This window comes from Neobacillus sp. BP17 (assembly GCF_059579525.1).
The window spans coordinates 1055021-1080462 of record NZ_CM184198.1; the positions used below are offsets into that span (position 1 = coordinate 1055021).

Genomic DNA, 25442 nt, shown 5'->3' on the forward strand with positions numbered 1-25442 from the left:
TTTTTATGGATAATTGCTTTTTGAAAATCGAATCGCTAGCAGTATAATAGAGTTAGATTAATAAATGAAAGGAGGAACAAGTTTGTTTGAAAAAGCACTGCCCTTACTAGAGTCCCACTTCGGTTATAGCTCCTTTAGGACAGGCCAAGAGCAGGCCATTCGGTCCGTTTTATCTGGCAATAATACAATTACTGTCATGCCAACCGGTGGTGGGAAATCCATTTGTTATCAGATTCCTGCACTTGTTTTACCGGGTACCACGATTGTTATTTCCCCACTAATTTCTTTAATGAAGGACCAGGTAGATGCCCTCATTCAAGTTGGTATTCCCGCGACATTTATCAATAGCTCTTTAAGTTACGGAGAAGCAAATAAGCGCATGCAAGAAGCCGTTCAAGGAAGATACAAGCTATTATATCTCGCACCTGAACGATTGGAATCACATGATTTCCTTGAAGACCTATACAGCATGGATATACCATTGGTTGCAGTGGACGAGGCCCACTGTATCTCGCAATGGGGCCATGATTTCCGTCCAAGCTACCGCCATATTCAAGAGTTAATTAATAGCCTTCCACAAAGACCCATAGTATTAGCTCTTACTGCTACAGCCACACCAAAGGTTCGAGAAGATATTTGCGATTTATTAGGCATTAATGAAGAGAATACGATTATTACAGGATTTGAGCGGGAAAATTTATCTTTTACGGTTATTAAGGGTCAAGATCGGGATAAGTTTATTAAAGACTATCTAAAAAGGAATGATAAAGAAGCAGGCATTATCTATGCAGCCACCCGCAAGAATGTCGATCAACTCTATGAACGACTTATAAAAGCGAATATAAAAGCTGCACGTTATCATGCTGGGATGGGTGATGTGGAGCGGAACCGGGAGCAGGAACGTTTCTTAGCAGATGATGCAACGGTGATGGTTGCGACCTCTGCATTTGGTATGGGGATCGACAAATCCAATATCCGCTATGTGATCCACTTCCAGCAGCCCAAAAACATGGAGAGTTATTATCAAGAAGCAGGCCGTGCCGGCAGGGATGGATTGAAGAGCGAATGTATTCTTCTCCATTCCTCACAAGATGTGCAAATACAACGTTTTTTGATTGATCAGTCCAGTGATCGAAGACGAATGACTCAAGAATTAGAAAAACTTCAGCTAATGGTTGATTATTGCCATACAGAAAACTGCCTGCAGGAATTTATTTTAAAGTACTTTGGTGAAACAGAGACAGAGCCTTGCGGCAGATGCGGAAACTGCCTAGATACTAGGACAAGCATCGATGTAACGAAGGAAGCACAAATGGTGATGTCCTGCGTGATTCGTATGGGGCAGCGTTTTGGAAAGACAATCACGGCCCAAGTATTAACGGGGTCGAAAAATAAAAAGGTAACTGAGATGAATTTCGACAGGCTGCCAACCTATGGAATCATGAAGGATAGAAGCTCAAAGGATGTCAGTGACTTCATTGAATTTTTGATATCACAGGAGTTAATAGCAATCGAACAAGGGCAATTTCCAACCTTGTTCGTCTCACCAAAAGGAAAAGATATCCTCTTAGGTAAGCAGCAGGTCCATCGCCGCGAAACTGTTCAAGTGAAACAGGTAGCCAAAGATGACCCATTATTTGAGGTATTAAGAGAGGTACGGAAGCAAATTGCGGAAACTGAGAAAGTACCGCCGTTCGTGATTTTTTCTGATGCTTCCTTAAAGGATATGTGTGCGAGGCTGCCAAAAACGACGGAAGAATTTTTACAGGTGAGCGGCGTAGGGGAACTGAAGTTAAAAAAATATGGTCTAGAATTTATTCAAGCGATCCGGTCCTTCTCCGAAACCAATTCAGACTATCAGAGTGAATTGGCACATGTTGAAAAAGCCCCAAAGAAACCTGCCAAGAAAACTGGGGTAACTGATTCGCATTTGGAAACATTAAAACTGCATCAGGAAAATTTATCAATTGAGGAGATTGCCGAGAAGCGTGATTTAGCGGTAAGCACGGTAGAAAATCACCTGCTTCAAAGTGCACAACATGGTTTAGAGGTTGATTTTACGAAGTATATACCTCCCGAATATATGCCGCTTTTGGAAAAGGCATTGGCAGAAGCCGGCCGAGAACGCTTAAAACCGATCAAGGACCTGCTTCCAGAGGAAGTAAGTTATTTTATGATTAAAGCCTATGTATATTTTATTAGCAAAAAGAAATAAGAAAAGGCACACATCAATGAATTTCACCTGATGTGTGCTTTTTAAATGTGCTGGATTACAATTATTTTTATTTTTAGAATATTCATAATAGTTGTCGATTACTCTCTGATCTTGTTGATATTTCCCCGGGAATTTGTCGATATCCATCTTAAAATAAAGCGAACAGGGCTTATTGAAGCTTAGCTGCCCTGTTCTTTGTCGTAATCATCTAAAAATGGCTTGTTTGCATAATAGTACATCATGGCCATAAAAACAGCGCCTCCAATCATATTTCCAATCGTGACAGGTACTAAATTGTGGATGACACCGCCCCAAGAAATAGTTCCAGGATGATTTAAAACTAAGGCAATTGCAAACGTACACATATTAGCGATGCTGTGTTCATATCCAGAAATAAAGAAACAAAAGACAAACAGCATCATCGTAAACATCTTCGGTCCATCCCCCTTCAAGCCCATAGGCAGAAAGAAGGCCATACAGACAAGCCAATTACAGAGAATTGCCCGAAAAAATAACTCCGTCGTTGGGACCTGCATTTTTATCTCGACAACATGAAGTAAAAAGCCGTTAACTTCTGAACTTTCATAAAGTCCTGTTGTAAAAATAATGAAAGCAAACACGGCAGCTCCAAGAATATTTCCTCCGTAACTGCAAAACCAAAGCTTAAAGACATCTGTCCAGTTCATCTTCTTACGAAGCGCGGCATAGGTGTAATAAAAGGTATTTCCTGTAAACAAATCTCCACCGCCATAGGCAATTAAAATGATCGCTGCCCCAAAGGTTAGTGCTGCCATCGGATAAGCGAGAGGGTTATCAACAATATAGAAGAAGTTTCCTGTTTTAAAGGCTACAATGACACCAAAACCAATAAACATACTTGCAAGCATCGCACGTAAAATATAGCGAAGTATGCTTTGCCGAAAGATTTTCATCTTTTTAAGGGCAAGTTTCTCTGCTTCTCCTAAAGGCTGCATTTCCATATTGATATTCCCACCAATCCGATTAAATAATATCCGTTTATTTTTTATCGAAAAGGGGGGAGTTATGTATTTATAGGGAAATTTTTCATCAAACAAGCTTAGAATAATTATATTTTTTTATTCATAAACTTTTGTAATGGTTGAAAATAGCAAAAACATCCGGAAATCAGCTATAATAGAGAGGTTTTTTGAAGACTGATTTTAAGGAGATATTATGTCGACATTGAAAAAAATTACCCCTTCATATGATCCATGGGAAGCCTATTTAGATATGGAGCAATACGGTAAGCCTCAGCTTACCAATATCGAATTTACCACCACAACGCTTTGTAATATGCGCTGTGAGCATTGTGCTGTGGGCTATACACTTCAAACTAAGGATCCACAGGCACTTCCTCTTGAACTATTAATTCAAAGGTTAGATGAAATCCCAACATTACGCTCGCTTAGTATTACCGGAGGGGAACCGATGCTGTCCTTATCCTCTGTTAAAAATTATGTGGTACCGATTTTAAAATATGCTCATGAGCGCGGCGTTCGGACCCAGATTAATTCCAATTTGACACTGGAACTAGACCGTTATGAATTAATTGTTCCGTATTTAGATGTTTTACATATCTCACATAACTGGGGGACGGTGGATGATTTTGTTGAGGGTGGTTTTGCCCGAATGGAACGGAAGCCAGAATACGAACAACGGGAAAAATATTTTAAAAGAATGATAGAAAATAGCCGAGAGCTGGTAAAAGCAGGGGTAATGGTTTCTGCAGAAACAATGCTAAACAAGCGGACACTACCTTACTTAGAGAAAATCCATCGTCAGATTGTCGATGAAATGCTTTGTCAGCGACATGAAATTCATCCTATGTACCCAAGTGACTTTGCTAGCAATCTTGAAACCTTATCACTAAGTGAAATTCGAGAAGCAATACATCACTTACTGGATGTAAGAGATGAGAAGGTCTGGATGTTGTTTGGGACGCTTCCATTTTATGCTTGCAGCGATATTCAAGAGGATCAAGCTCTTTTACAACGTTTGTATAAAAGTAAAAATGTTACCGTCAGAAATGACCCGGATGGTCGTTCGCGATTGAATGTGAATATTTTTAACGGTGATATTATTGTGACAGATTTCGGTGATACCCCGCCATTAGGCAATATCCAAACTACGAATCTATTAAATGCTTATCAAGTATGGCAAGAATCCTCTTTAGCCAAGGAATTAAGTTGTCATTGCCCAGCGGTCAAATGTCTTGGTCCCAATATTTTGGTGAAGAATAGTTATTATCAAGAGGTAGACTTCACCATTCAAAAAAATAAAATATAAGAAACTAAAAAAAGAATTGTAAAGTCATTTGCCTTTACGGTTCTTTTTTTTTCATTGATAAATCTATTAAAAGTAATTTTATTCCATTAAAATTTCCCTTATACTAAATTTATTGATATTTGCATTTGGGGGGATTTTCATGAAAATTTTAGTAGTTGGTGCTGGTGCAGTAGGAGGGTATTTTGGTGGAAGGCTATTAGAAAAGGGTGAGGATGTTACGTTTCTAGTTCGAGAAGGAAGAAAGAAGCAACTAGAAGAAATGGGACTTGTAATTGAAAGCATTCATGGTAACGTAACCCTTCAGCCGAAAACAATTACAACAGGTGAAGTAGCCGGACCCTTTGATGTCATCCTGCTTTCAACAAAAGCCTATCATTTGGAGGGAGCGATAGATAGTTTCCGTCAATACGTTGGCAGTGAAACACTCATACTGCCATTGTTAAATGGAATTGTTCATTTTAATAAATTAGCAGAAGAGTTTGGTGAAGAGAAAATCATTGGTGGTTTGTGTTTTATTGAATCCACATTGGACCGTGATGGACGTGTTATTCAGTCAAGTCAAGCACATAGGTTATTGTATGGTGAACGATCTGGAGAAAGATCCGAGCGAATATTAAAAATAGAAGATTGCTTTTCTGGAACGAAAGCAGACATTAGGTTAAGCGTTAATATTAATCAAGAGCTATGGCATAAATATTTATTTATCTCGACGATGTCGGGAATTACGACATTAATGAGAGCGCCAATTGGTCCTATTCGGGATAATGAAAATGGACGTACTGTCATTTCCCAGCTGCTAAAAGAGTTAGTGTCTATCATGAAAAGAATAAATGCGCCAATTGCTGATGAAATTGAAACCATTCAATTGAAACAGATTGACAATTTGGGCTATCAAATGAAATCTTCCATGCAGAGAGACATGGAAAAAAACCTCTTGGTTGAGGCCGATCATTTGCAAGGACATTTACTAGAAATTGCTCGTAACAAAGGAATTGTTGTTCCTGTATTAGAAGCAATCTATGCTAATTTAAAAGTTTATGAGCGCATGTTGTAACAAAAAAGGCCCTTTATACGGGCCTTTTGTAGCTATAGTTTTAAATGGTGTGTTTAACTAGGTTCGGATGACGATGCATGGAGACAAACAAGATGATTCCACTTAGGATTAATAATGCACTAGTGCAGATAAAAACGGCCGAGAATCCAAAGTATCCGGAGATAAATCCACCCAGCATAGGTCCGATAATATTTCCTAGAAACCTTAAACTCGTATTGTAGCCGAGAACTTCCCCTTGCATGGTAAGCGGTGCCTCTTGGCGAATGTAGGCAACTCTGACAGGAATGATTCCACCAATTGTGACTCCAAGAGCAATGCGGATGATAACCAGCTGCCAAAAATTAGTGACCGCTGCACCTGGCAGGTAGACGATCCCTGCTAGGAAAAGAAGAATGATTAAGATTTTAATATAACCATACTTATCGGCAATCTTTCCCCAATTTCGTGACATTAATAAATTGCCAAGTCCGGCAGCAGAAAAGGCAATTCCTGAATAAAAGGCAACATTTGCCGGTCCATGTAGGTCGCTAACGAATAATGATAAAATTGGCTGGATGCTGAAATGCGCGACCTGGACAAGGGAAGAGATGAGCAGCACGGTTAATAAAACTGGATTGCGGACAATATGTCTAACCACTTCTCTGCTTGAATAATGGGCTTTTGTTCCTTTTTTGGCTTCAATCATAAATTCCTTTGTGGTGATGACAAGCAGGGCAGAAATGAAAATAGAAATGGACGTCCATTTAAAGGTGGTAGAATAGCCAAGTGAATCTGCAAGGATTCCACCCAGCATAGGTCCTAATAGGGATCCTGTAATACTGCCTGTTTGTAAGGTTCCAAGCACGCGCCCAGCGATATCCTGTGGTGTTTGCGTTGAAATAAATGCCTGCGACATCGGAATAAATCCCGAAAAGAACCCCATGCAAAAACGGAGGAGCAATAGCTGCCAAACAGAATGGACATACCCCATGAGAAAAATGGATAATCCCATCCCTAAACCGGATATTATAAGGATTTTTTTTCGTCCATAACGATCGCCAATTCGACCCCAAATCGGCGAGAAGGCGAAGGCGGAAACAAACGTAATTCCAAATGTGATTCCAGACCAATGTTGGACATATTTTTCCGAGAAGTCTCCAAATGTCTCAATGTACAACGAGATAAACGGCATAACCATCGTCATACTTCCAGCGACAAAGAAGTTCGCAAACCACATGATGATTAAATTACGTTTTGCACGTTTCTGGTGAGTCATTAAAAATAACACTTCTTTCTGAAATATATTTCGGTTTTCTAAATATTATCATACCGAAATTTCTGATAATTTTAAAGGGTTATCCTATCAATAAAGTTGGGAAAAGTCATAGCTAATATTCAGTGACCTTGCCAGATAGAGAAAAATAACTTTATTAGAAATATTCAAAACACTATTGACAACTTGTTAATAGGGGACTAAAATCTAATTTATTACTTAACAGAATATTACGTTCTCTTATCAAGAGTGGCAGAGGGACTGGCCCGATGACGCCCAGCAACCGTTCCAATTGGAATTGGTGCTAAATCCTGCAAAACAATTTTTTGTTTTGAAAGATAAGAGAGGAGTAGTCCCTTAACTTGTGATGAAACCTCTCTTTTCTGGAGAGGTTTTTTATTTTGGCTGTGTTAAAGGTTAATGTTGATTTTTAGCACTATTTTGACCTTCGTGCCTGGAACGGAAATCAACAGACAAGTTAACACAGCCTTTATTTTAATAAAAACCAACTTCTCCAATAGGAGTAATGGAATATTAATAAGAATCAAACAGGGGGAGTTTTTAACATGAAAAGAAATATCTTTAAAAGTACGCTTGTATCAGCATTGGCAGCCACACTTTTACTTACTGGCTGTGCATCAGGGGAAGAAACCAAACAAGCTAGCGGCAAAAAAGTTACACTTGAAGGTGTACCAGAAAAATTCACGAATGGGGACCAACTGAAAATTAAGGTTATTCGTAAAATTGGCGGAGACGATCATACTGCTCAATTCTTAGCCGGTGCAAAAGAAGAGGGAGAAGCCCTAGGGTTTAAAGTAGACGTGTTTACAGCAAATGGTGACACAGCTAAGTTCCATGATGCCATTAATCAAGCGTTAAACCAAGATTATGATGGATTTATTATTTCTCATGGTGATGATGAGGCGACTGTTAATGATGTAAAAAAGATAGCTGAAAAAGGAAAAAGTGTTGTTACATTTGACTCCAATCCAAATATAGCGAATGTCGACGGAGTGACACTTACTTCCCAGGATGATGAAGCGTTAGCAACATTAGCCCTCGACCAACTCGTAAAGAATACAAATGGCAAAGCGAATATTGCTTACCTATGGGTTGACGGTTTTCCTGCAATGGTTAGACGTAACAAGGTTTATCAAGATGTGCTTTCAAAAAACCCTGGAATTAAAGAAGTGGAACGCTTTGGTGTAGCAGCTGCAGATACTAGTGTTCAAACGCAGAATGCGGTTGCAGCGATGTTAAATAAATATCCTAAAGGAAAACTGGATGCCATTTTTGCTACGTGGGATGCTTTCGCAATTGGTGCAGCGCGTGCGCTGAAAGAAGCTGGCCGTGAAGAGGTAAAAATCTATGGAATTGATGTTTCGAATGCGGATCTTCAAGAAATACAAAGAAAAGGCAGTGCATGGACCAGTACAGCAGCGGTCGATCCTAAACTAATTGGTGCTGTGGATATGAGAATCCTTGCGAAGAAACTTGCAGGTGAAGAAACACCTCAGACCTTTGACTTAGAAGCATCACTAGTTTCACAAGATACCCTTCAAAAGTCTAAAGATCCTGTAAACATGGTAAACCTTGCAAAAATTATCCCAGGCTGGGGGCAATCGACTGCATTTGAAGAGGATTGGATTAAGACTTTAAAGAACCATTATAAATAATTCTCGGTTAACAACTAGACACACTCTCTTTTTCAATAGATGAAGAGAGTGTTTGCTTACGGAGGTGGAATTTAATGAGCGCAACATTGGAGATGAAGAACATCTCGATAGAATTTCCGGGAGTGAAGGCACTGAATCAAGTTGATTTTTCAATGAAAACTGGAGAAATCCAAGCCTTGATTGGAGCAAATGGCGCAGGGAAATCAACATTAATGAAGGTTCTCTCCGGTGCATATGACCACTATACTGGTGAGGTCCAATTAGATGGGCGAGATCTAAAGATTCGTTCTCCGAAAAATGCACAGGACGCGGGAATACAAATCGTTTATCAAGAGGTAGATACTGCACTCATTCCTTATTTAACAGTTGCTGAAAATATTTTACTGCTCGATACCGTCCACAACATGGGGAAAAAGCAATGGATGAAATGGAAGAACCTTCATCAAAAAGCAGCGGAAATATTAGCGAGTATGAATATTTCCCTTTCAACGCAGACTCTTGTCAGTGAGTTATCACTAGCGGAAAAACAAATGATATTAATCGCAAGGGCTGTTTCAAATCAATGTAAGTTTCTCATCCTAGATGAACCCACTGCACCCTTGAGTCATACCGAAACGACCGAATTATTTAGGATTGTTCGAGATTTAAAGGAAAAAGATGTTGGTGTGATCTTTATTTCCCATCGCTTGCCAGAGATTTTTGAAATCTGTGATGAAGTGACCGTCATGAGGAACGGTGAATTGGTTGCAAAAAAGAAGATTGTAGATACCACCTCTGATAAAGTGGTGGAGTATATGTTGGGACAAAAATTGGATGAACAGTTCCCAGTTAAGAACAATCAGATTGGAAACACGATCCTAGAAGTAAAAGGCTTATCTGACCATGGAAAAATAAAGGATTTGCATATTCATGTAAAAGCGGGAGAAATCATTGGCATTGCGGGCCTGGTAGGTGCTGGAAAAACAGAATTATGCAAAGCGTTATTTGGTTCCGAGAAGCTAACGGCAGGAGCGATTATACTTAATGGGCACACAGTAAAATTAAAAAGCCCTTATGATGCAGTCAAGAAGGGAATTGCTCTAGTTCCGGAAGAACGGAGAAAAGAAGGAATACTTGTATTGGAATCTGTTGAAACCAATTTAACGGCAGCCAATTTAGGGGATTTCACAAGGGTGTTTAGCTTTTTAAATCGAAAAAAGGAAAAAGAGACCGCTAAGCACTTGGTCCGCCGTCTCGGGATTAAAACACCATCAGAAGAAACAAAAGTGCAGAACCTTTCTGGAGGAAACCAGCAGAAAGTAGCGATTGGAAAATGGCTTGTAGCGGAAGCTGATGTATATATTTTTGATGAACCCACTAAAGGTGTCGATGTGGGAGCAAAGAAGGATATCTTTGAGTTAATTAATGAGTTGGCCCATCGAGGCAAAGCGATTATTTATGCTTCATCCGAACTTTCAGAGATTATTGGGATTACCGATCGAGTCTATGTTTTATATAATGGCAGGTCTGTTAAGGAAGTTGAAACAAGTCTAACTAACGAAGAAGAATTATTATTTTATTCAACAGGGGGCAGATAGAATGGAAGCAAATATCGCAGCAAAGAAGCAGGAAGCCCCTGCCAAAAAAGTATTTGAGATATTTCAATTTTTATATAAGTATGGAACGATTATTACGATTCTTGCACTTATTATTATCTTTTCGGCTGCCAATCCTACCTTTATTCAAGGCAGCAATATAATCAATATCCTGCGTTCCATCTCGATTGTAACGATCATCGCCATCGGGATTACAATTTCTTTGTCAGTCGATGGTTTTGATTTATCAGTAGGATCGGTCGCCTCCTTATCAAATGCGATTGTTATTTCGATGTTTGTTTGGTTTTCGCAAAACACACTGGTAGCAATCATATCTGCAATTGCGGCATCCTTAGTTGTAGGTGCATTAAACTCATTTATGATTGTGAAGTTAAGAGTTCCAGACATGCTGATGACGCTGGCAACTATGTTCATCATCCAAGGGACGGCACTGACCTATACAAAAGGAGCAACTGTTTCACAAAATATGGTTATGCCTGATGGTTCGATGGCGGCAGGTCTAATCAGTCCATTTTTTACAAAAATCGGCGAAGTTCCATGGATTATCATTATTATGGCTGTTACTGTGATTCTTGTGCATATCTTTTTGAATTATACAAAGCATGGCCGCTATATGTATGTGATTGGTGGAAATAAAGAAGCGGCCAGATTATCAGGGATTCCAGTCAATAAATATAAAGTGGCTGCGTATTTACTTTCGGCTTTGTTTGCGGCTATTGGCGGGATTGTACTGGCCTCAAGGGTGTTGACATCAGAAATCAACTCTGGTGCTCCTTACTTAATGGACTCAGTGGCTGCCGCATATATCGGCTTTTCTGTCTTAGGAGCTGGGAAGGCCAATGCGTTTGGAACATTTGTAGGAGCAGTCCTGATTGGAATCCTGCAAAATGGACTCGTCATGATGTCGGTCCCGTATTATGCGATGGACATTGTAAAAGGAACCGTCTTGGCCTTTGCACTAGCGATTACTTATTATAAGCAAAAATAAGAGAGAAAAGTTTGAGACCTGTTCACTTGGTGGATAGGTTTGTTTTTTGAAAAACCCGGGTTAGTGGCAAATAAAATCCAAAAGCGGCAATGGACTAATATCCAATAGATTTTGATTAAACGATTATTTTCATTTAAACTAAGTAAAAATGTAAAAGTGTGTGTGGTGGAAATGGGAAATCAGATAGAACAAACATATGAAATTATGGAGGTCTGTTTACTGGCGGGGAAAATCATGCTCCAAAGCGGCGCCGAAACTTATCGTGTCGAGGATACTATGATGCGAATGGCGGCTGCCTTTGGTATTGAACATACGCATAGTTATGTAACCCCAACGGGAATCATTTTTTCAGCAGAGGGGGCTGAACCGACGAAAACCAAGTTGATTCGAATCTCTGAGCGGTCAACAGACTTAAAAAAAGTCTCGATAGTAAATAGCATATCAAGAAGAATTAGCAGTGGTGAAATCAATTTGAAAGAAGCTTGGGAGCAGTTAAGGGAAGTTGATTCTCTCAATGTAACCTTTCCATTTATGATTCAAGTGGCTGCCGCCTCATTAGCAAGCGGTTGTTTTATGATCATGTTTGAAGGCGGGTGGAATGATTTTATTCCTTCGATGATTTCAGGAGGAATGGGTTACCTTAGTTTCGTCAATTTTCATCGATTTGTCCCGATCAAGTTCTTCTCGGAGTTTTTAGCATCGTTTGTGATTGGCTTACTTTCTTTTTTGTTTGTCCAATTGGGAGTTGGTCAACAATTAGATAAAATCATTATCGGCTCTGTGATGTCATTAGTTCCAGGTCTCCTAGTTACCAATGCCATCCGAGATTTAATGGCGGGTCATCTAGTTTCGGGGTTATCAAAGGGTGCGGAAGCATTTCTGACCGCGTTTGCTATTGGAGCAGGGATTGCCGTCGTATTATCTTTTTTGTGAAGTGAGGTGAATTTACCATGGCTGTTCTTGCACAAGCAATCACCAGTTTTATTGCAACAGGCGCCTTTGGGATTCTTTTTAATGCCCCGAAGGAATCACTAATCAAGTGCGGGCTGATCGGAATGGGTGGATGGTTAATTTATTTTCTTCTAGAAGACTACTCAGATAACGCCATTTTAGCTACATTAGCTGCGACTATTTTTATAGCTGTACTCAGTCAGGAATTAGCAAAGTTTTATAAAACGCCAGTAATCATTTTTAGTGTAGCTGGAATTATTCCGCTCGTACCTGGAGGTCTGGCCTATGATGCGATGCGGAATTTTGTGGAGAATGATTATTACTCAGCGATTACATTGGCTGCAAAAGTTTTCATGCTTGCAGGGGCAATCGCCTTCGGATTAGTTTTCTCTGAGGTAATTAATCAAATAACGAAAAAATTTAGACAGCATAGGGTGAAAGCCTAATAAAATTCCCTTTTAGTAATAAACTAAAGGGGATTTTATTTAAGAAAAAATTAAGATTCAATGGATATCATAAATTGGAAAATGTTTTCCTTTCTTGCGTTGAACTATTTTAGTAGGTAATATAATAGTATATTACAAGAATCACCAGCAAAGACTAATACAAGGAATGGTACATTCATTTATGAAAAAAATTGTAATTTCTTTGATCGTTGTCTGCATCATAGTGATTAGTGGCATAACGATATTTAAGGTAAAGTTTGACCGTCCAGCAATAGCACAAGTTACCCAGGCTGCATCATTAAAAACGAGGACACTAGCACTCTTTGCCAAAGAGGCTCCGAAAGTGCCTGATAGTATCAAACTGGATGTGCCGTTAATCAATCAAATGGACGCACCCAAACTCTACAATGGCTGTGAAATAACCAGCCTGGCGATGATTTTTAACTATCATGGAATAAAAGTGACAAAAAATGAATTAGCTAACAAGGTTACAACTGTCCCATTAACTTATAGTAACGGGAAAAAGGGAAATCCGAATGCAGGGTTTGTAGGCGATATGGCGAATGGGCCAGGACTTGGGGTTTATAATGGTCCTGTATTCGAACTGGCACAAAAATACGTCGGTAATCGGGCAGTTAATTTAACAAATCATTCATTTGATGAAGTTTTAGAAGAAGTAGGTCAAGGACTTCCTGTCTGGATTATCACGACATCAAGCTTTGCGCCTGTGTCAGTTTTTCAAGCATGGAATACTCCGCAGGGAAAAATCAATATTACTTTTAGTGAGCATAGTGTTGTCATTACCGGTTACGATGAAAACTATATCTATATTAACAATCCGTATGGGGAAAAAAATCAGAAATTAAATCGAACGAGTTTTATAAAAGCTTGGGAGCAAATGGGGAAACAAGCGATTGTTATCAAAAAATAAGGGCCTGATCTGGAATTAGGTCTTTTTTCATGGACTTTTTATTAAAATGGTCGAAGGCAGAGGAATGAATATCCCTCTGCCTTCTTTGTTGAATTCATTAAAGAATTCTTATCGTAACTTGTGATTGGTTGCACTTCATGTTGTCAACATCGCAAGTAAAAACTTATATAATAATCATTGTTTATAAAAACAAGTTTGCCGCGGTTATTTTTCCACCTGAAGGTTTTATACCTAAACGACGTAAGCCCTACCTCTCTTACATCCTAACGGCTCCGAAGCCGATCCAGTGTGAATAAGTTTTTATTTAAAAACATAAGCAGAATGCCAGAAAAAAATTCTTACTTTGCGTTATCAAATAAATTACAAGTTACATAAATGTGAAGCACAAATATTTATATTACAGTAATATGTAGTTGTTGTCAACTATTTTTGTTAAAAGGAATATCAAGCGAAATAGTAGAAGTAGTATTCTATAACAAGTGGAAAGGGGGGGTTAGCGATGATATTTTTTCGAAGATTGTTTCTCACGGCATCTAAATATCGGTACCGGACAGTGTTATTAGTAACAATATTTTATATTTTTACAAATGCCGTGGTTATGAAAGTACTTGAACCTACAACATTTCAAAGCACCTTCCATGCCGTTTGGTGGATTCTAACGACAATGACCACAGTAGGCTACGGAGACGTATACCCTACGACACAATTAGGCAGAATTTGGGCGATGGTCATCGTTTATACAGCAGGAATTGGGCTTTTCGGTGTTGTTATTGGGATGGTCGTGGATGCTGTGTCACAGTACAAACGGATGAAGGAGGAAGGAAGAATGACTTTTAAGGGGGAAAATCATTATGTTGTAGTCGGCTGGACCGCCAAAAGCAAGAACACGATCAATGAACTTTTTATTGGTGATAACAAAACGGAAGTCGTGTTAATTGATGAATTGGAGAAGACACCATATGAACATGAAAGGTTTCTCTATATTCAGGGGAGTCCAACGGATGAAGATACCTTAAAAAGAGCGAAAATTGAAAGTTCGAAAGCGGTACTGCTTTTTGCTCCAGATGGCATCAATAATGCGGATTTAGCCGATGGAAAAACGCTATTAACTGCCTCCTCGATCGAGCGTTATGATGAAGGAACAGAAAAAAATATTTATACAATTGCAGAGATATTAAATGAAAAGCATGTCGGCAACTTCAAACATGTCAAAATTGATGAATTTATTCTTTCTCATGAATCGGTGTCCAATCTAATGGCAAAATCTGCGCAGACAAAAGGAGCCAGCCATTTGTTTACACAATTATTAAGTCGTAAGGATGGGGAGGGGGGAAGTGATTTATGGGAAGTGGAAGTTAAATCCGACTGGAAGACTTACGGAGATGCTTATGAGTCCCTCAAGAAAAAGGGTGCCCAGCTTATTGCCGATCGAAGTGATTTAAATATTTTAAAAAAATGGAGTGAACCCATACCCAAAGAAGCACGGTTGTTTGTGATCTGCGATAAGAATACATATCATTCACTTTAAAACAAAAAACGCATCTTCGAGATGCGTTTTATTAATAGGTTAGACATCCAGCAATAACGATACCAATCGATACAGAGAGGAGCATGAGGAAAAGTCCAACTGCCTGATTATCGTCCTCGATGCTTTGACTGACATTAAATCGAGGTGTCAGCCATTCAGCCAAGTAAAAGACCACAATCTGGGCCAGAATTCCGATTCCTCCCCATACCGCCATATCCATAAGTGAAATGGAATTAGCAGCAGTAGAATACAAGACAATAGCAAGCCCAAGAAGCCTTCCACCAAGGACATAACTCGCTGCCTTATTTCCTTTTGCCATTAAGGAAAACTCCTTAACCTTGGTGGTTACTTCCATAAGAATCAGTCCTACGAATAAAAGACCAATTGAGACGGCTAAATATAATAAGAAATTTGTCATTTACATTCCCCCCTGTTTTTGAATTCCTACTGGTAAAAAGTAAGATTCATTTCCTGTAATTTTTCCGCCAGCCCGAATACCGATACAACTGGCTTTACCAGCAATTAGAAAAGATCCGAATACTAATGAAAGTTCCTCGATTCCCTTTTCTGTTTCCAATATAACAGTAGGGAGAGGGACATATTGTTGAAAAACTGAAACTTCCTCTTTATAGGTTTGGAATGAGTTTTGAGCAGTAACATTGGCATGTTGGTCCCATATCGTTACCGTGTCGCCTTCTCTGCCGAACGTCGGTTTTTGAACATAAGCGCTCTGCTCGAAAAATGCCTCTGCTTCAAAGTACGTCGGAAGCATATATTCCTTAATCCAAGCCTGCTCTTCCGGTGTAAAATAGGCACCCTGTTCTGCTAGCCCCCAAATTAAGCATTGGATTGACTTGGGCTGCAACAAAAAGGCAGAAACAGGATTTAATAAAGATAATTTCCCGTCTTTTACCAATTGTAACAATTCAATTCCAACTGAATCTCCTGTTCTTGGGTCCCGATCGTTAACCAGATGTTCAAGTGGATAGGTTTGGCGATACAACACATCAATTGGAATCCCCTCCTCATCAACAAGAATTCCATCCATTATCCGCAGCGCTGACAATGGTATAGTCTGATTAGGAACCTGACATAATTTGCTTAAATATTGAATGGTATTCCAGTCCTCGATGTGGTCGGAATGGGCTGTGAACACAATGTTTGGGTTTCGTTTTCCTTTCGATGCTTCAAGCACTGCACGTGTAATTCCAGATGAAAGCAGTCGCTCTCCGCCGCCATTTGGCTCTAAGTAACCAAATTCTTTGCACACATGTCTGTTCATATGAAAACATTCGACAATAAACGTCGGTGTATCACTGTTGAATTCCAATAATTTTAAGCCATCCTCGGTCAACACAAAGTCGAATCTGCCAATAACCGTTTCAGGATAGAGATTTTTTAACCTCAAATATGGGAGACTGGCCGGAGGAAACCCAAATTCAAGGAGCTGTTCATCTGTTAGACGCCGTAATAGTTGGGCTGTTGTGAAAAAAACGTGGCCCATTCGCTCCGTCGCCTCATGTAAAAGCTTCGTGGTCTCATCAGAAATAGAATAAATGTGATATAAGCTGTACTCGCCTTCGTATAAATCAGACCAAAAGGTAGGAAAATGCGAATAAAAACTTCTTCTTTTCAGTGAATACTGCGACATATTTATCCTCCAAATCCACCCTTAGAACCACTTCCGAAACCACCTTTAAAGCTTGATGAGGATTTGTAGGACTTATAAGCAGAGGATTTCAAGAGTGATGATTTATTGCGAAAATAACTTCCTCCATAAAAATAATGACCATAATGGGACGAATGGGTATCATCACATTCCCAAACTCCTTGATCATCGTCCCAGTCCCAGTCTCGGCAAGTGCTATCGTCTGGCTTGGGCGGGCGATCGCTTGAGCAGCCAGAAAGGGTGCCGGCTATGAGGGAAGTGATGACACCGGTCACTAACCATTGGGTTTTCTTCACTTTTTCACGCTCCTCTTTTTAATTGATAATCTAATTATAAAAGCAAACCTTGGGAAAACAATGGTAAAATGAAAAGAAAAAGAAAGCGTGATGAAATTTGAGGTTGGAATACCGAAAGGATGACGAATATCAAAAGTTTCCTGCCCTTTGGAATTATCAACACTTGACGGTGAGTGAAGCTGTAGCAAGAATGTCGTGTGAATACTTTGTGAAAGAAGGAGAAACGTATCTGGTAACAGCCACTGCCATCGATCCTGATGGAACGACTGTCCTTTATGTAAAAAAAGAAAATGCCTATACGGATGTCACGGAGAAAAATTATTCACATATAGGTTTTGAGGTGAGGGAGCTTCAAAGAACCGGGTCCGTTCTTATCGAGCAAAAGGAAGTGTGGAATCATGAAGAAGTGCTGACTCTTCTTCATTCCGATTTTATTTACATCCAAAGAGATGGAAGATGGTTGGAATTCAACTTAGATTCAAGAGAGATCGATGAAGATCGAAAATGTTATATTTATTATGGGAGTTTTACGGGGAAAACACGATAGAGAAGGTTGGTTTATTTTTTGTTATAGTAGTAAAGAAGTATTGATGAAAGGTGAGGTACCATGATCGAATTATTGCCTCTCATGCTTGAACGTGTTGGTATTCTTATCATAGTAGCGTTTCTTCTCTCACGGATGAAATCATTCCGTCAAATTATAAATAATGAAGATGGAATTGCCGCTAAAGCAGCGATGATTGCAATTTTCGGTGCCTTCGGAGTCATAAGCAACTACACGGGTGTAGAGATAGGACATGGGACGATTACCTCCCAGGACTGGCTGACAAATATGGATAATGAAAGTGCTATTGCTAATACCAGAATTATGGGAGTAACAATTGGTGGATTACTTGGCGGACCGATTGTTGGTATTGGGGTCGGCTTAATTGCTGGCATCCATCGTTTGACCTTAGGAGGGTTTACAGCTGAGGCATGTGCCTTATCTACGCTTATGGCGGGAGTTGTCACAGGTTTTTTAAGCAAACGTTTTAAGATTCAAGAAGGAAATTCACCCTGGAAGGCCGTAATCATGGGAATATTCATGGAATGTGCCCAAATGGGAATTATTCTTTTAATAGCACGCCCCATTAACGAGGCTGTGAATCTAGTTGAGGTTATTGCCCTCCCAATGATTGCGATTAATGGCTTCGGGACCCTTCTTTTTGTATTAATTATACAGGAGATTCTCCAAGAGCAAGAGCGAATGAGAGCACTTCAAACACATAAAGCATTGTATATTGCCAATCAAACACTGCCCTTCTTCAGACAGGGCTTAAACGTGGATTCGTGTACAAAGGCAGCCGAGATTATTCTTAATTGGACCAATGCGGATGCCATTTCAATTACAGACCAGACCCATGTCCTTGCCCATGTGGGTACAGGCTCAGATCATCATATTCCTTCAGGAAACATGGCAACGGAATTAACTAAAACGGTGCTGGAACAAGGTAGAATCACGATTGCAAAGTCTGCGCACGAAATTCAATGTTTTGATCCACACTGCCCTTTGCAGGCTGCTATTGTCTTACCACTAAAGGTTCATGGTAAAACAGTAGGGACATTGAAGTTGTATTTCACTGATTCTAGTAAACTTGACCGGGTTGAACAAGAGCTGGCAGAGGGTTTGAGCAACCTATTTTCAGTCCAATTAGAAATGGCTGAGTTGGAAATACAGAGAAGATTATTAAAAGATGCGGAAATTAAGGCTTTGCAAGCACAAGTCCATCCCCATTTCTTATTTAACGCCATTAATACCATTTCAAGCCTAATTCGAACAGATGCGGATAAAGCCAGGAGTTTATTAATCAAACTTAGTACCTTCTTCCGAAGTAATCTTCAGGGGGCTAGGCAAATGCTCATACCGCTTGAAAAGGAACTTGAACATGTTGAGGCCTACCTAACGATTGAACAAGCACGCTTTCCAGACCGTTATCATGTTGAATTAGATATTGCACCAGCATTAAAAACGGTGCTCGTTCCACCATTTACCCTTCAGCCATTAGTGGAAAATGCAATTCGTTATGCATTTCCAAAAGCAAAGAACGGGACAGTACTGGTCCGAGCCTTTCAGGAAGGGGAGAACATGGTCCTTCTTACTGAAGATAATGGAAAAGGAATCTCAGCAGAACTGCTTGGTACCCTTGGAAACCAAACAGTAGATTCTTCGGCTGGAACAGGAACAGCACTTTGGAATATCAAAAAACGAATCGAAGAAATTTATGGTCAAACTGCTTCCTTTCAAATAGAAAGCAACTTGAATAAAGGAACGAGAGTATCAATTACACTACCGTTAACAAAACAAAAAGAGGGGTGAGGATGTTGTTAAAGGCCTTTGTTGTGGATGATGAACCGTTAGCAAGAGATGAATTGGTCTATCTTCTCAAACGAAGCAAACAAATTGAGATCGTTGGGGAATCAGATGGTGTTGAAAGCGCGTTAGAAAAAATAAGTAACCTCGACCTGGATGTGATATTTTTAGATATCCAGCTCGCTGATGAAAGTGGTATCGAAATTGCTGAACATATAAATAGACTTGATCATCCTCCATTCATTGTCTTTGCGACGGCATTTGACGAATATGCCCTTCGAGCTTTTGAATTAAATGCTGTTGACTATATCTTAAAACCTTTTGAAGAAAAGAGAGTCTTACAAACGATTGAGAAGTTGTATAAACTAATAGAAAATCACAAACAAGCGATTCCTATTTTTACTCAGAGACAAAATTTTGGAAACGAAAGGCCAGAAAAGCTTGCGATTACAATTGATGAAAAAATTGTAATCGTAAACATTAGTGACATACACTATATTGGTACAAATGAGGGGAAAACAGTCATTGCAATAGAGAATACAAAATACTCTGTCAGTGATTCGCTGGTCACTTTCGAAAGAAAGTTGCAGCATTCATCCATCATTCGTGTCCACCGCGCTTATTTAGTTAATGTCGATGCCATAGTTGAGATTGAGCCATGGTTTAATTCTACCTACAATTTAATTATGAAGGATGGAGAAAAGGTTCCAGTAAGCAGAACCTATACAAAAGAGTTAAAGCAGCTTCTTGGTTTTTAAGAAGCTGTTTTTTGCATTTCATTCTATTATTCTTGTTTTTCATCCTTAAAAACTTGCATTTTAGGATGAAAACCATATGTTAACGTTTTCTTTCGGTATGATGGTGATAAGAGAAAAAGGATGTAGGAGGATGAAATTAAATGAATGCGGTTTCAATTGTAATCGGCTCCATTTGTATTTTAATGATTGCCTATCGCTTATACGGAACATTCATGGCAGCAAAGGTATTAAAATTAGATGATTCAAAGCCGACACCGGCACATGAATTAAACGACGGAAAGGACTATGTTCCAACAAATAAGTGGGTAACATTTGGTCATCACTTTGCCGCCATCGCGGCAGCAGGACCACTTGTTGGTCCCATCCTTGCAGCACAATTTGGATACTTGCCTGGTTTATTATGGCTTTTAATTGGGGCAGTGATTGGCGGAGCAGTCCATGATGCCGTTGTCCTATTTGCATCGATGAGGAAAAAAGGAAAATCCTTATCAGAAGTTGCCAAAGACGAGTTGGGGCCTGTGGCGGGTTTTTGTACGGGTCTTGCGATGCTTTTTATCATTACGATCACAATGGCAGGTCTTTCTATGGTTGTTCTTCATGCACTTGAACACAATCCATGGGGAACATTCTCAGTGGGAATAACCATTCCAATTGCGATGTTGGTAGGAATTGCTTATAAAAAAACTGGCAACTTAAAATTAACATCCACCGTCGGATTTATTCTCGTAATGGTTGGGGTATTTGTTGGTCCGTCCATTCAAGGTACGGTATTAGGTGATTGGCTGACACTAGATACAAAAACATTAGCTATTATTCTACCGATTTATGCGTTTTTTGCAGCAGCCTTACCAGTATGGTTATTACTGGCACCACGTGATTACTTAAGCAGCTTTATGAAAATTGGTGTATTTATTGCCTTAATCATCGGGGTATTTATTATTAATCCCGCAATTGAGATGCCTGCTTTCACAAAATTTACATCAGGCGGCGGACCAGTACTAGGCGGACCTGTTTGGCCGTTTATCTCCATCACAATTGCTTGTGGGGCGATCTCTGGTTTCCATGCTTTCGTAGGTTCGGGAACTACACCAAAAATGCTTGATCGTTGGTCTGATATTAAGGTTGTTGGTTTTGGTGCGATGCTAGTAGAGTGTGTGGTTGGTATTATGGCTTTGATTGCGGCAACAGCCCTTCAGCCTGCAGATTACTTTGCCATTAACTCGACACCAGAAGTATTTAAGACACTTGGTATGCAGGTACAGGAACTGCCAAAACTTGCTGATGAAATTGGGATTAATCTTGAAGGCCGAACAGGTGGTGCCGTAACCTTAGCGGTAGGTATGACGTATATCTTCACTGGCATTCCGTGGTTTGCAAAACTATCATCATACTTCTTCCAGTTTGTTATTATGTTTGAAGCGGTATTTATTCTAACTGCCATCGACTCAGGAACTCGTGTTGCTCGTTATTTAATCCAAGACTTTTTCGGGGAGTTCTATAAGCCACTGAAGAAGACAGATTGGCTGCCCGGATCTATATTTGCTAGTGCGTTAGCCTGTTTTATGTGGGGATACCTGCTTTTCTCAGGGGATATTGGTTCTGTTTGGGCATTATTTGGTGTTTCCAATCAACTAATGGCATCGATTGGTCTAATTGTCGGTGCGACAGTGATATTGAGTATTGCAGATAAACGCCGTTATATGCTTACTTGCTTAATCCCGTTAGCGTATCTCTTTGTTACTGTAAACTATGCTGGTTACTGGATGGTGAAAAATGTTTATCTCAATCAGGCAGCCGCTGGTTATAGTGTTTTAAATGGGGTATTGTCAATCATTATGTTATTGCTGGGTATGATTATTATGGTCACGGCTATAAAGAAATGGATTAGTATGTGGAATTCACCTCGAACCAAGCTGGAAAGTAAGATTGCTTAAACAAAATCAAAACCGATGATTTCGTAAAATTACGAAATCATCGGTTTTTTTTTTTTTTTTTTTGTAGGATATGTTAAAGGTTAATGTTGATTTTGGCCCCTGTTGATTGTAGTGGAAGGCACGAAGACTCCTGCGGGAGTACGGGGCAGGGGAGACCCCGCAGGAGCGCAGCGACGAGGAGGCTCGCCGGCTCGCCCGCGGAAAGCGAAGTGCCTGGAACGGAAATCAACAGACTAGTTGAACACAGCCTTTGTGTAAATAAAGTAGAAGGAAATTTAAAATTTAATTTATTATATCTGTATAGTAGAAGCTTTTGCTCTGATATAAAAATAGGGAAGGAATCGCTGTGTTTCACATGGGATTATTTTCAAATAATTATATTTTTCAAAAAATATTGCTTTTTTACAAAATTAATTATATTATTTCGATATATAATTTTTATATTTTGATACACCATCTTATGCGGAATATTTTTTCAGAACATTCTGATATAAAATATGGAGGTTTAGCTAATGAATTTATTTAGAAAAAAATCAATTCAGGACCTCATTCAAGAAGCTGGACAAAAAGATGTAGTCTTAAAGAAAGATTTAGGGGCATTTGATTTATCCATGCTTGGAATTGGGGCTATTATAGGAACAGGAATATTTGTACTAACAGGGGTTGCTGCCGCAGAACATGCAGGGCCAGCACTTATTTTATCTTTTATCTTATCAGGACTAGCTTGTGTCTTTGCCGCCCTTTGTTATGCGGAATTTGCTTCTGCGGTTCCAGTATCGGGAAGTGCATATACCTATAGTTATGCAACATTTGGTGAGATCATTGCCTGGATATTGGGATGGGATTTAATCTTAGAATATGGATTAGCTTGCTCTGCGGTTGCCAGTGGATGGTCCGGCTATTTACAAGGTTTGCTCGAAGGGTTTGGTATTCATTTTCCTAAAGCATTAACTAGTGCGTATGATCCGGCAAACGGGACATTTATCGATGTCCCGGCCATCCTCATCGTACTAATTCTTACATTACTACTTACACAGGGTGTTAAGAAATCCGCACGATTTAATACGATAATGGTAATTATTAAACTAGCAGTAGTGTTATTGTTTATTGGTGTAGGTGCATGGTATGTAAAGCCTGCAAACTGGACACCATTTATGCCATTTGGTTTCTCAGGTGTGACAGCTGGTGCAGCAACTGTATTTTTTGCTTATATCGGTTTTGATGCTGTTGCGACTGCAGCTGAAGAAGTAAAAAATCCGCAAAAGAATATGCCAATCGGAATTATTGCATCCTTACTAGTTTGTACCGTGTTATATATCATTGTTTCTGGAATTTTAACTGGTATTGTTCCGTATCAAGAATTAGGTGTGAAAAATCCTGTAGCATTTGCCCTTAATTATATTCATCAGGATTGGGTAGCAGGTTTTATTTCATTAGGTGCGATTGCAGGTATCACCACTGTATTATTGGTTATGCTTTATGGACAATCTCGTTTATTTTATGCAATCAGCCGTGATGGCCTCTTACCAAAAGTATTTTCTAAGGTTGATAAGAAGAAGAAGACACCAATGGCGAATTCATGGATTACTTGTTTACTAGTTTCGATTTTTGCTGGATTCATTCCATTGAATAAACTGGCAGAGTTAACAAACATCGGAACGTTATTTGCCTTTATGACGGTGGCAGTAGGAATTCTATTTCTCCGGAAAAACAAGCAAGCACCAAAAACTGGATTCCGTGTTCCGTTTGTACCATATATTCCGATTCTAGCCTTTGTATTCTGTGGATACTTAGCGCTTCAGTTACCAAAAACAACGTGGATTAGTTTTGGAGTATGGCTTGTGATTGGATTATTCGTCTATTTTGGATATGGACGTAAACATTCAACTTTGAATAAGACTGTAGAACAAATGAAAAAAGTTAGCTAAAGATAAAAAGTAGAAGGGCTTACCAAGAGTAAGTCCTTTTTTTATGAGGTTCCTATCGAAATATGTCGAAATTTATCGATTTTACAAAAATGATGACAATTAAGTGATAGAAAGATGATAAAATAGATGTGAACTTATTTAAGGAGAAACGACATGAAAGAAGGCATCCAGACTACTAAGCTCATTTTTGAAGAAAAGAAGGCAACTATTCTATTTTTATGGTTGTTTAATTTAATATTTTTTTCTTGGGATATATTCTATTATTATTTTCGTCCTTATTTCAATGGAGCATCTCTTAATGATTTGAGGGGTGGGCTAGGAATATGGGTTTATTTACTTTTAGTAGGAGTTTTAATTCTAGCTATTTATTATATAAAAGCAGGGAACATCTATATTGTAAAATATTTATACATTATTAGTTTTCTAATTATTGATATTATGGACAATCTAGTGAGGTATATTGGGTCTACCGAACATTTTGCAACAGGAAATATAGTCGAAGTTTTATTAATTCTCTTTACTCCAATTTTTGTGAATAAAAAATACTTTTGGACAGTTACCATAGGTTTGATTGGTAAGGATTTACTATTAGGGCTGATATTAGGAGACCTAAATGTTTTAATGCCAGTCCTTATCTATATTACTATCTCGGCATTAGCGTATATTTTATTAATCCGTTTTTATTCTTATATTAATTCTTTAACAAAGGTTTACGATGAGCTTCGTCAGAAAGAGAAGCTTGCTGTCATTGGGCAAATGGCTGCAGCAATTGGTCATGAAATTCGTAATCCTTTATCTTCATTACGTGGATTTACACAATTACAGCAAGAGCGGTACCCAAACACAAATGATTATTACCCAATTATGATTCAGGAAATTGATCGGATTAATTCCATTGTTAATGACTTGATGTACATTGGGAAACCACGGGTTATCCATTTTGAAAAAGCAAGTATTGAGGAAATCATTGCATATACATTATCTATTACTCAACAACAAGCAGAGAGACAAGGAGTAATTGTTGAAACTACAATGGCAGGGCCGCTCCCACCTCTGGATTGCGATGAAAAACAATTGAAGCAGGTATTTATTAATCTAATTAAAAATGCCATTGAATCAATGCATGAAAGTGGAAGGATAAAAATAAAAGTTAATGTTTTAGAAAAAACAAAAATGTCTGTTTCAATTAAAGATGAAGGATGTGGCATTCCTGATGAAAACATCCTTAATATAGGCGAACCTTTTTTTACTACGAAATCAAGTGGAACTGGTCTAGGTTTAATGGTCACCAATCAGATCATCAACGAGCATTTAGGTGAGCTTAATATCAGTAGTAAACTAGGAAAAGGGACTAGGGTAGAAGTGATTTTACCAATAATCCATCGACAAAGAAAGTAAATCACATTCAACATTTTATTTCAAAAATATTTCTTTTTTATACATAAATGATTCTTCTTTTATCTATTTCTATTAAACTAAATGATTTATAATTAAAGAAATGATGTTTTTTGTGGAATAATTGGCGGTCCTTTATAAAATTTCGAATATGTTGTCGAAAAAGAAG

The 25442-nt window shown here is 38.9% G+C and carries 21 protein-coding genes and 1 riboswitch; of the genes, 16 read left to right on the forward strand and 5 right to left on the reverse strand.

What is annotated here, in order from left to right:
• Positions 1 to 82 precede the first annotated feature (82 nt).
• On the forward strand, positions 83 to 2215 hold the full coding sequence (gene recQ, locus AC4QJR_RS04990) for a DNA helicase RecQ (protein ID WP_496525508.1): 2133 nt from the start codon (positions 83 to 85) through the stop codon (positions 2213 to 2215).
• A gap of 179 nt (positions 2216 to 2394) precedes the next feature.
• Here the strand turns inward: recQ and AC4QJR_RS04995 are convergent, their stop codons facing one another.
• Positions 2395 to 3195, reverse strand: a complete 801-nt coding sequence (locus tag AC4QJR_RS04995; RefSeq protein ID WP_098575763.1) for a formate/nitrite transporter family protein — start codon at positions 3193 to 3195, stop codon at positions 2395 to 2397.
• Between the two features lie 214 nt (positions 3196 to 3409).
• Here AC4QJR_RS04995 and yfkAB point away from each other — a divergent pair, with 214 nt between their 5' ends.
• Both yfkAB and AC4QJR_RS05005 read left to right on the forward strand, forming a co-directional pair.
• Complete coding sequence (yfkAB, locus tag AC4QJR_RS05000; protein ID WP_496525509.1) at positions 3410 to 4522, forward strand: radical SAM/CxCxxxxC motif protein YfkAB; 1113 nt, start codon at positions 3410 to 3412, stop codon at positions 4520 to 4522.
• 139 nt (positions 4523 to 4661) lie between these two features.
• Entirely contained in the window at positions 4662 to 5576 is a 915-nt protein-coding gene (locus AC4QJR_RS05005; protein ID WP_251459300.1) for a ketopantoate reductase family protein, read from the forward strand.
• 40 nt (positions 5577 to 5616) lie between these two features.
• Here AC4QJR_RS05005 and AC4QJR_RS05010 read toward each other — a convergent pair whose 3' ends face one another.
• Positions 5617 to 6831, reverse strand: a complete 1215-nt coding sequence (locus AC4QJR_RS05010) for an MFS transporter (RefSeq protein ID WP_496525510.1) — start codon at positions 6829 to 6831, stop codon at positions 5617 to 5619.
• Positions 6832 to 7065: 234 nt separating this feature from the next.
• Positions 7066 to 7173, forward strand: a riboswitch (SAM riboswitch).
• 221 nt (positions 7174 to 7394) lie between these two features.
• Here AC4QJR_RS05010 and AC4QJR_RS05015 point away from each other — a divergent pair.
• The 7 genes from AC4QJR_RS05015 to AC4QJR_RS05045 all read left to right on the forward strand — a co-directional run bounded on the left by AC4QJR_RS05015 (position 7395) and on the right by AC4QJR_RS05045 (position 14943).
• Positions 7395 to 8504, forward strand: coding sequence for a sugar ABC transporter substrate-binding protein (locus tag AC4QJR_RS05015; protein ID WP_496525511.1), 1110 nt, complete (start codon positions 7395 to 7397; stop codon positions 8502 to 8504).
• Positions 8505 to 8578: 74 nt separating this feature from the next.
• The gene (locus AC4QJR_RS05020; protein WP_496525512.1) at positions 8579 to 10081 is read left to right on the forward strand and encodes a sugar ABC transporter ATP-binding protein; all 1503 of its coding nucleotides are present in this window, start codon (positions 8579 to 8581) and stop codon (positions 10079 to 10081) included.
• Position 10082: 1 nt separating this feature from the next.
• Positions 10083 to 11087 (forward strand): ABC transporter permease, encoded by a 1005-nt coding sequence (locus AC4QJR_RS05025; protein WP_098575756.1) that lies wholly within the window; start codon positions 10083 to 10085, stop codon positions 11085 to 11087.
• A gap of 171 nt (positions 11088 to 11258) precedes the next feature.
• A complete protein-coding gene (locus AC4QJR_RS05030; RefSeq protein ID WP_098575750.1) occupies positions 11259 to 12020 on the forward strand; it encodes a threonine/serine exporter family protein in 762 nt (253 codons plus the stop codon).
• Positions 12021 to 12037: 17 nt separating this feature from the next.
• Positions 12038 to 12484 (forward strand): threonine/serine exporter family protein, encoded by a 447-nt coding sequence (locus AC4QJR_RS05035; RefSeq protein ID WP_098575749.1) that lies wholly within the window; start codon positions 12038 to 12040, stop codon positions 12482 to 12484.
• 181 nt (positions 12485 to 12665) lie between these two features.
• Complete coding sequence (locus AC4QJR_RS05040; RefSeq protein ID WP_496525513.1) at positions 12666 to 13415, forward strand: C39 family peptidase; 750 nt, start codon at positions 12666 to 12668, stop codon at positions 13413 to 13415.
• 499 nt (positions 13416 to 13914) lie between these two features.
• Positions 13915 to 14943, forward strand: a complete 1029-nt coding sequence (locus tag AC4QJR_RS05045) for an ion channel (protein ID WP_496525514.1) — start codon at positions 13915 to 13917, stop codon at positions 14941 to 14943.
• Between the two features lie 31 nt (positions 14944 to 14974).
• Here the strand turns inward: AC4QJR_RS05045 and AC4QJR_RS05050 are convergent, their stop codons facing one another.
• Genes AC4QJR_RS05050 through AC4QJR_RS05060 form a run of 3 tightly spaced genes read right to left on the reverse strand, consistent with a single transcriptional unit; the run spans position 14975 to position 16908 of the window.
• A complete protein-coding gene (locus AC4QJR_RS05050) occupies positions 14975 to 15361 on the reverse strand; it encodes a DUF350 domain-containing protein (protein WP_098575747.1) in 387 nt (128 codons plus the stop codon).
• Entirely contained in the window at positions 15362 to 16594 is a 1233-nt protein-coding gene (locus AC4QJR_RS05055; RefSeq protein ID WP_496525515.1) for a glutathionylspermidine synthase family protein, read from the reverse strand.
• 2 nt (positions 16595 to 16596) lie between these two features.
• Complete coding sequence (locus AC4QJR_RS05060; protein WP_375377619.1) at positions 16597 to 16908, reverse strand: hypothetical protein; 312 nt, start codon at positions 16906 to 16908, stop codon at positions 16597 to 16599.
• A 97-nt stretch (positions 16909 to 17005) separates the two neighbouring features.
• Between AC4QJR_RS05060 and AC4QJR_RS05065 the strand changes: the two genes are divergently transcribed.
• From AC4QJR_RS05065 to AC4QJR_RS05090, 6 genes are all read left to right on the forward strand, one after another.
• On the forward strand, positions 17006 to 17455 hold the full coding sequence (locus AC4QJR_RS05065) for a hypothetical protein (RefSeq protein ID WP_496525516.1): 450 nt from the start codon (positions 17006 to 17008) through the stop codon (positions 17453 to 17455).
• Positions 17456 to 17515: 60 nt separating this feature from the next.
• Positions 17516 to 19264 (forward strand): LytS/YhcK type 5TM receptor domain-containing protein, encoded by a 1749-nt coding sequence (locus tag AC4QJR_RS05070; protein WP_496525517.1) that lies wholly within the window; start codon positions 17516 to 17518, stop codon positions 19262 to 19264.
• Between the two features lie 5 nt (positions 19265 to 19269).
• Positions 19270 to 20016, forward strand: coding sequence for a LytR/AlgR family response regulator transcription factor (locus AC4QJR_RS05075; protein WP_496526622.1), 747 nt, complete (start codon positions 19270 to 19272; stop codon positions 20014 to 20016).
• A gap of 140 nt (positions 20017 to 20156) precedes the next feature.
• Positions 20157 to 21950, forward strand: a complete 1794-nt coding sequence (cstA, locus tag AC4QJR_RS05080) for a carbon starvation protein CstA (RefSeq protein WP_496525518.1) — start codon at positions 20157 to 20159, stop codon at positions 21948 to 21950.
• A 512-nt stretch (positions 21951 to 22462) separates the two neighbouring features.
• On the forward strand, positions 22463 to 23878 hold the full coding sequence (gene bcaP, locus AC4QJR_RS05085; RefSeq protein ID WP_098575741.1) for a branched-chain amino acid transporter BcaP: 1416 nt from the start codon (positions 22463 to 22465) through the stop codon (positions 23876 to 23878).
• Between the two features lie 153 nt (positions 23879 to 24031).
• Positions 24032 to 25276 carry an ATP-binding protein gene (locus AC4QJR_RS05090; RefSeq protein ID WP_496525519.1) on the forward strand — a complete coding sequence of 415 codons (1245 nt, stop codon included), beginning with the start codon at positions 24032 to 24034 and terminating at the stop codon, positions 25274 to 25276.
• Positions 25277 to 25442: the final 166 nt, after the last annotated feature.